Raw genomic sequence first — 13,220 nt, forward strand, 5'->3', positions numbered from 1 at the left:
ATCAAACACCTGAATATTAAGGTAATGATAAACAATAAAAAGCATTTATACTGAACTAATGCAGAGCATTAAAAAATAGGGTGTAAATATGTATACGGCGACTGACTTGATGACCACTGAATTAAACGCGTTATCATTGAAAGCTTCAATTTTTGATGCGATTCAGCTTAGCAAAGATAATAATATTCGAAATATTCCTGTTGTTGATGACCAAGGTCATTTACTCGGTGTCATTAGTCAAAAGAGCTTGTTTAATAAGACGATGCACATGCTAGCTCTATACGGCACTGAGTATTCAGTAAAACTTGAACAAGAAACAAGTGTAAAGGAAGTGCTAGAAACCGACTATTTAACGGCTCAGGAAAGTACGTCTTTGGATGATATTATTCCGTTGTTTAAAGGTAATAATCACGGTTGTTTACCCGTTATTGATGCAGACAATAAATTAAAAGGCTTTATTACTTCTGGAAACTTTGTCGACTTTTGCGAGCGACTATTATTAAACAACCAACTCATCACGAGCCCCGCCGTTTAAATTTTCAGTAAAATCAGGTGGAGAAGCGTATATAGAAGTGCATACCACCTGATTTCTTCCCAACTTTTTCGCCTGATATAAAGCTTTATCTGCTAAATCAACAGCTACATCAAACTTATCTTTCGGTTGATATTCCACCACACCAATACTCGTTGATTTTTGTATTTGCTTGCCATTAATTTCATAACGAGAATGTTGATAGCGATAGCGAATTCGTTCTGCCACTCGGTTTGCTATCTCCATTTCAGCATTTAACACCACCAAAAACTCCTCACCACCATAGCGAAAAGCATAATCTCCTTCCCGGATTTCCGCTCGAATGACATTTGCCATATGTACTATCAATTTATCCCCCTCTAAGTGACCATAATTATCATTAACTTCCTTAAACCGATCCAAATCGATCATGACTAATGACAGTTTTTGAATTGGAGACAACTGGTATTTTATCTGAGTAATGAATTCTGTATTTAAGAAGTGGCGATTGTATAACTTGGACAACGAATCGGTGTTGCTCACTTTTGTGAGTTCCACCTTTTGTCTTTGCAAACTTCGAAGTTGTTTTTTATAACGATTCGACCATTTCAATATTGCGATTGTTACAATAATTACGCCTAAGTTATTGGTTATGTTTTCTAAAACCAAGCTAATCCATGTCGGTTGTATATCAATAAATTCGTCTAATAGATCGTGCGTATGACCAATCAATAAGCAGCATAAACCAATGAAAAGCCCTAACGAGTTAGAGGAAGCCGAACGCAGGCGAATATTGATAATGAGCATCATCAACACGAAAGAAATAGAAAAGGTTTCACTCACTACATCATTATAATTAATACTGGATGTTTCCAATGAAACGTTATTTTGAAGCAACCAAATACTCCAAAGTAATAGCCCCATAATGAGCCCCAAAAATGTATAAATGCGTTCTATATTCATGGCGGTATTTTTTAAGTCTTCACCTGCTCAACAATACGCATCAAAAATGACTAATTTATGTCATTCATTGATTTTGAACTTTGGTTAAAACACCCCAAAAATGTGAAATTTTTTCGAATGATAATGACGCAAAATCGACCAAATATTAGAAAAATATTAATGATTGATGATAATTTGCTATTTAAATTGCTTTTTACCTAAGTTTGTCTCTAAACTGGAGTTGATGGTTAGAAGTAAAGGTTACTTCAACCCGGCATCAGGTGATTTTGACTATTGGCATCTGGATGACGTTTCAGCCCAATAGTCGAGAGAAATAGAAATGAAATTATACGTAGGAAACTTATCCTATCGCTTGTCAGATAGCGAACTCGAACAAACCTTTGCAGAGTTTGGTGAAGTACAATCAGCGAAGATCATTATGGATCGTGAAACTAACCGCTCTAAGGGTTTCGGGTTTGTTGAGTTTGACTCTAAAGAAGAAGGTGAAGCTGCAATCGAATCTTTAAATGGCCGGGAAGTTGGCGGAAGAACTATCGTTGTGAACGAAGCTCGCCCACCTAAGCCAAGAACTGGTGGTGCGCCACGCAGATTCTAAGCTGCCATTGTACAAATTCCGAGCGCCCTGGCTTGGTCAGGTCGCTTTTCTTACCTCTCTTTTTTCATCCTGCCTTATATTTTTTTCGCATTTAAAAAACATTTTATTATTACTTTTGCTTTTAAGAAAATCGTAAGAAAAACGCATTTTTTCAGTAAATACAACGACATATTTTCACCCCCGCCAAATTAAGACAAATAAATATCTAAAAAGTGACAATTAGGAGACAAAAAACTTCTTCTTTTTCAATAAAAAACAGGATAAATTATTAACCTACTAACAGATACAAAGGTTCTCAACTAGGTAAAGCTATGGAGTAGCTCAGGGATTTTCAGCACATCTAAAATGTTTCCCCAATCTATTTTCCGCTCGGATTCAGGCTTACCTGTTTTACGTACAGTAATGCAATATTTAAAAAAAATAACAGGAATATTCGGATTGTTAATGCTTTGGTTGCCACTTCAATCGTACGCATTAAACATTCCTAAATTTGACACGGAAATTAAAGTCGATGGCGACTTATCTGATCCTGCATGGCAACATGCCAACACGCTCACACTGCATAACATTACTCAGCCTTACGAAAATTTACCTGCACCGGTTGAGACTAACGTTAAATTTTTTGAAAATAGCAATACACTATTTATTGCATTTATTGCTCACGACCCAAATCCTGAGGAAATTCGATCGTTTTATCATCAGCGCGACGATGCCTCTCGTGATGATTTAGTTGGTGTAAGGCTCGATCCATACGGCGATCACCGCCTAGTTTTTCAGTTTTTTACTAATCCATTTGGCGTACAGGTTGATAGCATTGAAGATGTGTTAGCCCTTGAAACCAGTGACTCTTGGGATGGTATTTGGGATTCTGCGGGAAAAGTCACAGACTCAGGTTATCAAGTTGAAATAGCGATTCCTTTGCGTAATTTCAACTTTAATAATCAAACAGAAATTCAAAGTTGGGCAATGGAATTTGTACGCATTTATCCCAGAAAAGAACGTTACCGGTTATCCCATATCGAAATAAACCGCGATAATGAGTGCATTGCTTGTCAAATGGCGAGTGTCTCGGGATTCGAAAATATTGAACATGGGAAGTCTTTAGCGCTCACCCCTACCCTAGTTTACGATCACACAAAAACGCGAAATGTTATTACTGAGTCAGACTGGAATAGCAACAATAATTATGAACTTGGGCTGGATATTAAATGGGGAATTAATTCCGATGTGTTCCTAAATGCGACAATAAACCCCGATTTTTCACAAATTGAAGCCGATGATGCGCAAATCAGCATTAACGATAACTTTACCCTAACACTTGAAGAAAAACGCCCCTTCTTCTTAGAAAATCAAGACCTATTCAGCACCAGCTACAATTTGGTTTATACCCGCAATATTAGCTCGCCCAACTTTGGAGCAAAAGTCACGGGCAGAAGTGGCAAACATGCTTACGGTGTATTTCTAACAGACGATGACAGCACCACATTTTTCGTGCCGGGAAATTTAGGTTCATCCATTGCTCGCCTAGAATCAACCAGTAAAAATGCGGCTGTTCGTTATCGTTACGATGCAAACAAAGACCTCAATATTGGCTTTTTAGGAACATTCCGTGACGCCGATAATTACCATAATTACGTTGGTGCAACCGATATTCGCTATAAGGTCACAGACCAAGATATTATTAATGCGCAGTTTATTGGCTCGGATACCCAATACCCAGAAGATTTGAGTGATCAATTTTGCTTTGGCGACGACTGTTATGACGAGAATCTTCAATGCGAGTTTGCCAACTGCAACATTGATGAATCGTTTTTAAGAACCAATATTGATGACAACTTTAGCGGTCATGCGCTTCGTATTGTATACACTCATGACGAGCGGCATTGGTTTTCTAACTTACGCTATCAGGAAATTAGTAGCGGTTTCCGTTCTGATTTAGGCAACCAAATTCGCGTCGATCAAAGTCGAACCTTCATCCAGCTTGGCTTAAATTTTTGGGGTGATAGTGATAATTGGTGGAATAAAATTAGCGTTTGGAGTGACTGGGATATACTTCACAACGATGACAGAGAAGTATTAGAAAGAGAATGGGAATGGGACATCTTAGTTCAAGGCGCATTGCAGTCCTATATCTTCTTTCGTTACTTAAAACGAGATGAAGTGGGTTCTCGCCTTGACGATAGCAAGCTCTATCTTAGAGGCAACACCACCATGTTCGATATTGGTCAATACGAACTCGAATCTCATTTTCAACCTACTGCGGGTTTATTGATTGGATTAGATGCGTTTCTAGGCGACAAAATTGACTTCACCAACAATCGAGAAGGCCAAGAATATCGCTTTATTCCTTATTTTGAATACAGCTTTAATAAACATTTTAGTACCCGCTTAAGCTTTGATAGCAACCGATTAAAAGCCGAAGGAGAAGAAGTATTTCGTGCTCATGTTGCTGACTTCCGCTTCGACTACAATTTAGATTTACGGCAAAGCCTGAAACTCAGTCTGATATATACCGACATTGAATTTAACCCCTTCAACCAACCGGCACTGTTACCGGAAAACCTACCCTATATTGATAGCACCGATATTGCTAGCCAGTTAATTTACAGCTACAAAATTAACCCACAAACCGTGTTTTTTGCCGGCTATTCCGATCACTCCTTCCGTAATGATGATGTTGAGGATTTAAAGCGAGACAGTTACAAAATTTTCTTCAAATTTAGCTACGCTTGGCTACAATAAAATTGTAATTTAATTACCAGTAAAATAGAGCACGACACGCAAAGTGTGTTGTTTTTGCTCTATTATTGTAATTCGTTTACGTTTTAGGGGGAGCTATGAGCCTTAAGAAACAATATTTAAAATCTAAGCCTGTTTGCAAAGTGACTTTCAAACTCAATAAAAACGAAGCCAAAGCCGCGAAAAACGTAAGGTTATTGGGTGATTTTAACAATTGGGATCGCTCAGCAGCCCCAATGAAGAAACTAAAAAATGGCAATTTTACAGCCACGATTGACTTAGAAGTAGGTCGAGAATACCAGTTTCGTTACTTATTAGATGATAATGAATGGGAAAACGACTGGGAAGCAGACGCATACATGTCCTCCCCAGCCTCTTTCGATGACAATTCGGTTGTTGCCCTATAACTGTTCTAGCGCTTGTTTGAAATCAGCGATGATGTCATCCGTGTCTTCAATGCCAATTGAAAAGCGGATCATATTGTCGCTGATGCCCATTTTCTTACGGGTTTCCGCCCCCATTTCATAGAAAATAGTGTGCGCAACGGGAATCGCTAACGTACGAGTGTCACCCAAATGCGTTGCGTTCAACACTTGTTGCAAATGATTCACGAAGGCAAAGCAATCATATTCGGGTTTTAAATCAATACTCATGATTGCACCAAATAGGCGAAAACACTGCGATGCAAGCTTATGTTCAGGATGCGCTGCCAAGCCCGGATAATACACTCTGTCAACTTTCTCATGCGTCGCCAGATAAGCGGCTAACTGCAATGCATTATGGCAACAACGTTCCATTCTTAGCGCCAGTGTTTCTAGCCCTACAGAAATGGCATGGGCAGACGTTGGAGATAAACTTCCCCCCATATCACGAAGCCCCTTTTTCTTAATTTGTGTCAAAGCCTGGTCTTGAGGAGGCAACGCTCGCAATGCGTCAAGAATGCCAGGAAACGTCGTCCAATCGAACAAACCAGTATCAACCACACAGCCACCTAATGCTTGACCGTGCCCTGCGCAATATTTGGTAAGAGAGCTAACGACCAAAGCAGCTCCTACAGATTTGGCTTGAAACAGATAGGGAGGCGTCATGGTATTATCGACCATATACACTAAGGACTTCTGCTCGCATAACTCCCCAATGGACTTTAAATCGGCAACTTGTGTAACCGGATTGGCAATAGTTTCGACAAACACTAACCGAGTATTGTCTTGAATAGCTGCTTCCACATTTTTCACATCGGTGACATCCACCATAGAAACGGAAATGCCTAAACGCTCCAATGTACCTGCAAAGCTATTGGTATTACCAAATACAAATTGGCTAACAATAATATGGTCGCCTGCTTTTAGCAGTGTCAGTAATGATGTAGTAATGGCTGCCATGCCTGTCGCAAATACTAATGAGCCAACACCCTCTTCTAAACGCGTCATAATATTTTGCAATGCATCAATTGAAGGGGACGATTGACGGGAATATGCATGCCCCCCTACTTTGCCTTGAAAAATATCGACGAGCTCTTCAATTTTTTCATATTCAAACAGAACAGAGTTTGTACTCGCTTGGTGTACGGCCCCATTTTCTGGTTTATTTAAAAGACGATCAGCATGAACTAATTGCGTCGTAAACCCTTTATTTTCCAACTTTTTTCTCCAGATTTAGGCCCGTTGTATCGCAGTTTTCAGGGTATTTTCCCGAAATAGCACTATAAAATTCAAGCACCTGTTGCAGTTCATCTTCAATATTCGCATCATTTGAGATTCGTTTACACGGCCCAACTAGCAAACATTTTCTTTTGTAGTCTAAACCGATTAGTAATATCGGCACATTCGCTCGCGCCGCTATTTGCAAAAAGCCCGTTTTCCAGCGCGGAACCAAACGACGCGTGCCTTCCGGGGCTAACGCTAAAACCAGAGCATCAGATTGTTCAAAGCGATCAGCCATCTGTGCCACTACGCCGTGTGCGCGATGACGCTTAATGGCAATTCCCCCTAACCCTTTCATGATGAGCTTTAATGGTCCTACAAACAAATCACTTTTTGCCATAAAGGAAGCGTTTAAACGTAATGCAAACATAAATGCCAAGCCCAAGACGAAATCCCAGTTGGAAGTATGAGGTGCAACGACCAATATGACTTTCTTCTCATTAGGGAACTCGCCTTGCAAACGCCACCCTAAGAGTTTTAGTGTTAGCACGCCTATGGAGACTGAAAACGCATTACCGCGTGTGGAAATTTTTTCTGGCAATTTGTGCGGTATATTTAACTGCTGTAACCAACGATTAATCAGAACATACTCCTTAACAGCAACCTCACCAATGAGTGAAATACTATGGTCTCAGGCGACATATTATAAATGCACCAAAATAAAGCATTATGCTAAGCGAAAAGACATTTTATTAACAAGTGGATTCTCACTAATCGTAGCAGTGAAGCCACTTTTTTACATTTGTTGATGTGGATCAGGTGACATCGGACTAGCGACTCCGTAAAATGGAAACAGTTACGAATTTAAGTAGAGTATCTGGGTATTATGTGCATCCTGTTTTTGGCGGTGAATCAACATCCAAGGTATCCCTTAATTATTGCGGCTAATAGAGACGAGTTTTACGCTCGCCCCACAGCGGCTTCGCAATTTTGGGAAGACAGCCCTGATGTGCTTGCTGGGCGCGATCTTGAAGCTGGCGGGACTTGGATGGGCATGAATAAAAATGGCCGCCTTGCTGCGTTAACCAACATTCGTGCGCCAAGCCCTCCAAGAATTGAAACGCGTACACGCGGCGAATTAATCAGCAATTTTTTAAATAGTGCGACCGCCGCACAAGACTATGCCCGGATCCTTTATAAAAGCTTTAATCGTTATCGCGGTTATAACCTACTATTTGGTCACTGGGATAACTTACGCGTTTATAACAATCATTTAAATCGTATTGATAATGTAAAAGACGGCTACTATGGCTTGTCTAATGCGTGGTTGGACTCTCCTTGGCCTAAAATAGAGTCAGGCAAAGCAAACCTCGAGCAAATTTGCTCGACTTCTGACGAAATTTATCACGAAGATCTTTTCGATTTACTACGTGACGAAACTAAAGCGCCTGAAGCAGAGCTTCCTCAAACCGGCATTCCTTCGGAACATGAAAAGCAGTTATCCTCGATTTTCATTAATATTCCAGACTATGGTACACGCAGTTCTACTGTATTAACGGTGAATGAAATGGGCCATGTAAATTGGTTCGAGCGTACTTTCAACGAAATGGGTGACGTAGTCGGCAATGACCGCGAATTCAAATTTAATGTTGCTCCTTCTAGAGCTATCGAGTCTGCATAAAAAGTAAGCGGCTTTACTGCCGCTTTCCCCTCTTATAACAAGAAGCGTAACCCAATATTGACGCCATGTTTCGCAAACAATACGTATTGATATAAATTAGTTGAAAAAACCCCACCAATTTGCGCTTTTGTCTCTCGAAAAATTTTCTTTCGATGTCATAATACCGAACTTTAGTAAAACGATAATTGATGAGGGTAATATGTTCGACGTGCTACCACAGCTACCGGCCGATCCGATTCTTGGCTTGTCTGCTGCTTTCAAAGCAGACACAAATCCCAACAAAATTGACTTAGGTGTTGGCGTTTATAGAGATGAAGCAGGTCGCACTCCGATTTTAGATTCTGTTGCACAAGCGCAACGCATTCTTATGGATAAAGAAGACTCAAAAGTTTACATTTCACCGCAAGGTGTTCAGGGTTTCATTGATGGAATGTTGAACCTTATTTTAGGTTCAGAGCTAAAAGGCAGCATCAACGAACGTATTGCAGCAGTTCAAGCACCGGGTGGATGTGGCGCTTTACGTATTTTAGCGGAACTAATTAAGCGCAGTAATTCAGATTGCACAGTATGGGTAAGCGACCCGACTTGGGCGAATCACATTCCGCTTATTGGTAATGCAGGATTAAAAATCGAAACCTATCCTTACTTCGACAAAGCTTCTGCAAGCATCAACTTTGATGCCATGAAACAAACACTGAGCCAAGTGAAAAAAGGCGATGTCGTATTACTTCACGGCTGCTGTCACAACCCAACAGGCGCCGATCTAAGCAAAGCGCAATGGCGTGAAGTGCTAAAGCTCGCACAAGAAAATGAATTCACACCTTTTATTGATATTGCTTATCAAGGCTTTGGTGATGGTTTGGAAGAAGACACGTATGGCGTGCGCTTATTGTGCGAAAACCTACCTGAAGTTGCCATTGCGGCGTCCTGCTCTAAGAACTTTGGTTTGTACCGTGAACGTGTGGGTTTGTCAGCAATTGTGACCAAAAATGCAGAATCCCGTCAGGCAATTCAAACACAAATTCAAACTATCGCACGCGGTATCTACTCAATGCCGCCATCCTATGGTGGTGCATTGGTCGACATCATCCTTAACGATAAAGACTTAAAAGCACAATGGGAAGGTGAAGTCGGCGCAATGCGAGATCGTATGCAGTCGTTACGTCAGTTATTGGCGACTAAGTTGAAAGAAAAAGGCGCAAGCAAAGATTTCGACTTTGTTACCCAGCAAAAAGGCATGTTCTCGTTCTTGTGTATTTCGCCAGAGCAAGTGCTTCAATTACGTAGCGATTTTAGCATTTATTTTGTGGAATCTAGCCGTGTAAACATTGCTGGTATTAGCTTGAAAAACGTAGATTACCTAGCAGACGCCATGGCATCCGTTTTATAAGTATTACTTTGTGCAAGAATACAAAAATCATTAAGGACTATTGATTCTGTTTCAATAGTCCTTTTTTATTGCAGTGAATCTATTACATCAACGCCAGACAGCGATCATAAATTGCATCAGCAATAGGCATGGCTGAAGTGGCAGCAGGCGATGGTGCGTTGCCCACGTGCAAGCTTCTGGCGCTGCTAACAAATTTAAAGTCATGAATAAGCTCGCCATTTTTCGATACCGCTTGCGCTCGAATCCCACTGCGATACGGCAATAAATCTTCTTTGCGAATGCTGGGGCAATACTTTTGCACCAAAGACAAATATCCTGATTTAAACACCGAGTTTTTCATTTCATTTAAACCGCTTTTTAAATTCTTACGCAACATCGGCCATATGCCAGAAAAACGCATCATTTGAGCAATATCAGCTAAATCGACATCGGTTTTTCGATACGCTTCTCTGCCCATTGCCAGCACCGCGTTAGGACCGACAGTCACGGTGCCATCAATCATTTTAGTTAAATGCACCCCTAAAAACGGCAATTCAGGATCAGGGATCGGATAAATTAAATGATTCACCACCTGATTGTGCTTTTCTGCAAGCAAGTAATATTCACCGCGAAATGGAATGATTTCAAAATCAATATCGAGTCCCATCATGGTTGCTAAGCGATCCGACTGTAAGCCCGAGCAATTGACTAAAAATTGACTTTGATAGACACGTTGTGAAACCGCATCTTGGGAACCGCTTTTTTGTGCGGCAGTAATAGTTACACCGCTTTCGTTTTCCGCCAAAGCGGTGACTTGATGAGAGTACAGCACCTCTCCACCTTTGGCTTTGAATTGTGCCAACATGTGCGCTGTGAGTTTGATGTAATCGACTATGCCAGTGTCTTCTACCCAAAATGCTCCTAAACCGGTAATGTTTGGCTCGCGCTTTTTGAGTTGGTTTGCATCCAGCATTTCAGGCCGAAGTTCATTTTCCTGACAACGCTGAAACAAGCTCTGCATACGTTCCATTTCCGCATCATTGGTTGCTACCAATAGCTTTCCACACTGTTCATAGGGTAAGTCAAATTGTTTGCAATAAGCGATGGTACGCTGCAACCCTTCTCGGCAATATTGTGCTTTTAAACTACCGGGTTGATAATAAACGCCCGCATGGATCACGCCTGAGTTTCTCCCAGTTTGATGCCTTGCAGGCTGATTTTCTTTTTCCATCAATACAATACGCTTTTTAGGAAAAGCTTGAATAAGCTTCAGCGCGGTTGCTGCACCCACAATACCGCCACCAATAATACAAATATCTGACTGCTTCATCTTTATCCCAGACGCTAAAAATCTGGCTGGCATACTAGCTAACAACGCTTAATTAGGCAAAGCCTTCTCTTCCCTCAAAAAGCACAAATCGGTAGAATACGCCTCCTTTTTGATCTGGGTGGAAATGTGGGTATGTCGAAACAACGATTTGGTGGACTAGAGCGCCTTTATGGTCAAGCACAAATGCAATTTTTACAGCAAGCCCATGTGTGTGTAGTTGGAATTGGCGGCGTAGGAAGCTGGGTTGCGGAGGCATTTGCCAGAAGTGGCATTGGCGAAATTACCTTGATTGATTTAGACGATGTCTGTGTCACCAATATTAACCGCCAAATCCACGCATTAGACAACACGGTAGGTCAATCGAAAGTGCTCGCCATGGCGCATAGAATCAACCTGATTAATCCTGAGTGTAAGGTTAATGCCGTCCAAGATTTCGTGATCCCCAGCAATGTCGAAACCCATCTGCCAAAGGACCTTGTTTACGTGGTCGATGCCACCGACAGCATTAAAGCAAAAGCAGCAATGATTACATACTGCAAACGCCATAAAATTCCAGTCATTACCATTGGCGGCGCAGGCGGACAAATAGACCCAACGCAAATCACCATTGGCGATTTAGCGAAAACGACTCAAGATCCACTGGCTTCTAAGCTACGAAATTACTTGCGTCGCTTCCATAATTTCAGCAAGAACCCGAAGCGTCGGTTCGGCGTTGAGTGTGTCTACTCAACGGAGCAGCTTCGTTATCCACAAGAAGATGGCAGCGTGTGCCATACCAAGAATTTGTCTCAAGGCAGCGTGAAGCTTGATTGCAACAGTGGTTTTGGTGCGTCAGTAACAGTGACCGCAAGCTTTGGTTTGTTTGCCGCATCCCGCGTCATTAACAAGCTCTTAGCCAAATTTGATGAGGCCAGTGAAGATAACGCTTAAGCGCAGATTAACTATGGATATTAAATCCATCCATGTAGACTCCGCAGCCGCTTGCCTATGGCTGCGGGCATGCGTTTAATTATCCAGAGTTAATCAGTTAAGTTAATCGGTTCACCTACACCTAATAATAAGGAAAACGCTTTGAATAAAGCTCAAGCATACCAAGCATTATTTGCCATCATGATGCTAACCTTACTCAGTGTGGTGGGAATGGCGATGCCGTATCCTATTTTAACGCCGCTGTTGCTTGAAGGCAGTAATCCTATCAATCAATTTATAGGCATACATCCAAAACTGTTACTTGCCGCGCTGCTTGCAGGTTATCCACTTGGTATTTTGCTTGGCTCCTCATTTATTGGCTCGTTATCTGATGTGTTTGGCAGGAAACGCACTTTATTGTTAACAACGTTAGGCAGCGCCACGGGTTATCTGGTAACGGCGTTTGCTGCATTCCAAGAAAGCTTCCTGCTATTGCTAGCAGCGCGTTTTTTCACTGGTTTGTGTGAAGGCAATATTGCTATTGCCCGCGCCATGTGCAGCGATCTACACCCTATTATTGACAAAACCCGAGCGATGTCGATGGTGTATTCGGTTACTTATAGTGGCTGGTTAATTGGCCCGCTTGTCGGTGGCTATTTGATGTTACTGGGGGCGGATTTTTCCTTTATGATCGCCGCCGCTATCACCTTTGCTTCTGCGCTGGTCATTTTATTGTTTGTGCACGATCCCGAAAAAACACCTTCCAACGCAGAGCCAGAGAGAAAAATAATAGGTATGTCTGGATTACAGCGCATTTTCCAGCACGCCATTCGTCACAATGCCTACACCCTGCTCTCGAACACCAGCATCCGACATGTATTCTGGCAATACTTGATCATTATGTTAGGGCTAAATGCTTTCTATGAATTTTTACCCGTGTGGTTACATGAAGATTTAAATCAAGACAGCGTGGGCATTGGGCATATGACAGCGCTTGTTACCCTTGCTATGGTGCTCACGTCCACTGTATTTATTGAACGCTGTAAAGGTATCTTTGGCATTAAGCCATTGATTATTGCTGGCCTAGTCGTTTTTGGTATTGCCCAAAGTTTAAGTGGTATTGTCGATAACAGCACGGTGCTGTATTACTGTCTGGTTAGTGGTTCCGCTATCGCTTTTTTCAACGTGTTACTGCCTGTATTTCTGAGTGATAACTACAATCATATTGAACAAGGCAAGTTGTTTGGATTACTCACCAGCACCTTTTGCCTTAGCAACGTCATCATTGCCTTATTTGGTGGCGCTATTAGCTTGCTCGGGGCTGCAAATACGTTGATCTTTGGTGGTTTTCTAATGTTTGTTGGAGCACTGTACTTTCACCTGTATTTTTCTAGCGAATCCTTGAAAATAACAAAGGGCTTAGAACAAGCAGAAGAAAATATAGCTCGCGAAACAACAAAATAACGCATTGAATTAGCAC

General features: G+C 41.5%; 12 protein-coding genes. 8 read left to right on the forward strand and 4 right to left on the reverse strand.

The annotated features are described in order from the left end of the window. Positions 1–88: 88 nt before the first annotated feature. Positions 89–535 (forward strand): CBS domain-containing protein, encoded by a 447-nt coding sequence (locus tag HJG39_RS00775; protein ID WP_268405588.1) that lies wholly within the window; start codon positions 89–91, stop codon positions 533–535. Here the strand turns inward: HJG39_RS00775 and HJG39_RS00780 are convergent. Then, the gene (locus HJG39_RS00780) at positions 500–1,474 is read right to left on the reverse strand and encodes a GGDEF domain-containing protein (protein ID WP_268405590.1); all 975 of its coding nucleotides are present in this window, start codon (positions 1,472–1,474) and stop codon (positions 500–502) included. The genes HJG39_RS00775 and HJG39_RS00780 overlap by 36 nt on opposite strands. Before the next feature lie 319 nt (positions 1,475–1,793). On the opposite strand from HJG39_RS00780, the gene HJG39_RS00785 reads away from it, so the two are divergent. The 3 genes from HJG39_RS00785 to HJG39_RS00795 all read left to right on the forward strand — a co-directional run bounded on the left by HJG39_RS00785 (position 1,794) and on the right by HJG39_RS00795 (position 5,215). Then, positions 1,794–2,069, forward strand: a complete 276-nt coding sequence (locus tag HJG39_RS00785) for an RNA recognition motif domain-containing protein (RefSeq protein ID WP_268405592.1) — start codon at positions 1,794–1,796, stop codon at positions 2,067–2,069. 345 nt (positions 2,070–2,414) lie between these two features. Continuing rightward, the gene (locus HJG39_RS00790; RefSeq protein WP_268405594.1) at positions 2,415–4,811 is read left to right on the forward strand and encodes a carbohydrate binding family 9 domain-containing protein; all 2,397 of its coding nucleotides are present in this window, start codon (positions 2,415–2,417) and stop codon (positions 4,809–4,811) included. A gap of 95 nt (positions 4,812–4,906) precedes the next feature. Next, on the forward strand, positions 4,907–5,215 hold the full coding sequence (locus HJG39_RS00795; protein WP_268405596.1) for an isoamylase early set domain-containing protein: 309 nt from the start codon (positions 4,907–4,909) through the stop codon (positions 5,213–5,215). Here HJG39_RS00795 and HJG39_RS00800 read toward each other — a convergent pair. Together HJG39_RS00800 and HJG39_RS00805 are read right to left on the reverse strand one after the other, a co-directional pair. Continuing rightward, positions 5,210–6,448 carry a cystathionine gamma-synthase family protein gene (locus HJG39_RS00800; RefSeq protein WP_268405598.1) on the reverse strand — a complete coding sequence of 413 codons (1,239 nt, stop codon included), beginning with the start codon at positions 6,446–6,448 and terminating at the stop codon, positions 5,210–5,212. The two genes, HJG39_RS00795 and HJG39_RS00800, sit on opposite strands and share 6 nt — an antisense overlap. Then, on the reverse strand, positions 6,438–7,052 hold the full coding sequence (locus HJG39_RS00805; RefSeq protein WP_268405600.1) for a 1-acyl-sn-glycerol-3-phosphate acyltransferase: 615 nt from the start codon (positions 7,050–7,052) through the stop codon (positions 6,438–6,440). Before HJG39_RS00805 ends, HJG39_RS00800 begins: the two co-directional genes overlap by 11 nt. 285 nt (positions 7,053–7,337) lie before the next feature. Between HJG39_RS00805 and HJG39_RS00810 the strand changes: the two genes are divergently transcribed. Then, positions 7,338–8,132 (forward strand): NRDE family protein, encoded by a 795-nt coding sequence (locus HJG39_RS00810; protein ID WP_268405602.1) that lies wholly within the window; start codon positions 7,338–7,340, stop codon positions 8,130–8,132. A 199-nt stretch (positions 8,133–8,331) separates the two neighbouring features. Beyond that, positions 8,332–9,522 (forward strand): amino acid aminotransferase, encoded by a 1,191-nt coding sequence (locus tag HJG39_RS00815; protein WP_268405604.1) that lies wholly within the window; start codon positions 8,332–8,334, stop codon positions 9,520–9,522. A gap of 82 nt (positions 9,523–9,604) precedes the next feature. Here the strand turns inward: HJG39_RS00815 and lhgO are convergent, their stop codons facing one another. Then, complete coding sequence (lhgO, locus tag HJG39_RS00820) at positions 9,605–10,831, reverse strand: L-2-hydroxyglutarate oxidase (RefSeq protein WP_268405606.1); 1,227 nt, start codon at positions 10,829–10,831, stop codon at positions 9,605–9,607. Positions 10,832–10,963: 132 nt separating this feature from the next. Between lhgO and tcdA the strand changes: the two genes are divergently transcribed. Together tcdA and HJG39_RS00830 are read left to right on the forward strand one after the other, a co-directional pair. Continuing rightward, positions 10,964–11,761: a tRNA cyclic N6-threonylcarbamoyladenosine(37) synthase TcdA gene (gene tcdA / locus HJG39_RS00825; RefSeq protein ID WP_268405608.1), complete on the forward strand. Its 798-nt coding sequence runs from the start codon at positions 10,964–10,966 to the stop codon at positions 11,759–11,761. 141 nt (positions 11,762–11,902) lie between these two features. Further along, positions 11,903–13,204: an MFS transporter gene (locus tag HJG39_RS00830; RefSeq protein ID WP_268405611.1), complete on the forward strand. Its 1,302-nt coding sequence runs from the start codon at positions 11,903–11,905 to the stop codon at positions 13,202–13,204. Positions 13,205–13,220 lie beyond the last annotated feature (16 nt).

The organism is Alteromonas sp. a30 (assembly GCF_026788005.1).
In the GTDB taxonomy this organism is placed as follows: domain Bacteria; phylum Pseudomonadota; class Gammaproteobacteria; order Enterobacterales; family Alteromonadaceae; genus Paraneptunicella.

Excerpts from the sequence above, each read along its gene's own strand:
- HJG39_RS00775 (WP_268405588.1), top strand. The coding sequence starts at position 89 with ATGTATACGGCGACTGACTTGATGACCACTGAATTAAACGCGTTATCA.
- HJG39_RS00780 (WP_268405590.1), bottom strand. The coding sequence starts at position 1,474 with ATGAATATAGAACGCATTTATACATTTTTGGGGCTCATTATGGGGCTA.
- HJG39_RS00785 (WP_268405592.1), top strand. The coding sequence starts at position 1,794 with ATGAAATTATACGTAGGAAACTTATCCTATCGCTTGTCAGATAGCGAA.
- HJG39_RS00790 (WP_268405594.1), top strand. The coding sequence starts at position 2,415 with ATGTTTCCCCAATCTATTTTCCGCTCGGATTCAGGCTTACCTGTTTTA.
- HJG39_RS00795 (WP_268405596.1), top strand. The coding sequence starts at position 4,907 with ATGAGCCTTAAGAAACAATATTTAAAATCTAAGCCTGTTTGCAAAGTG.
- HJG39_RS00810 (WP_268405602.1), top strand. The coding sequence starts at position 7,338 with ATGTGCATCCTGTTTTTGGCGGTGAATCAACATCCAAGGTATCCCTTA.
- HJG39_RS00815 (WP_268405604.1), top strand. The coding sequence starts at position 8,332 with ATGTTCGACGTGCTACCACAGCTACCGGCCGATCCGATTCTTGGCTTG.
- lhgO (WP_268405606.1), bottom strand. The coding sequence starts at position 10,831 with ATGAAGCAGTCAGATATTTGTATTATTGGTGGCGGTATTGTGGGTGCA.
- tcdA (WP_268405608.1), top strand. The coding sequence starts at position 10,964 with ATGTCGAAACAACGATTTGGTGGACTAGAGCGCCTTTATGGTCAAGCA.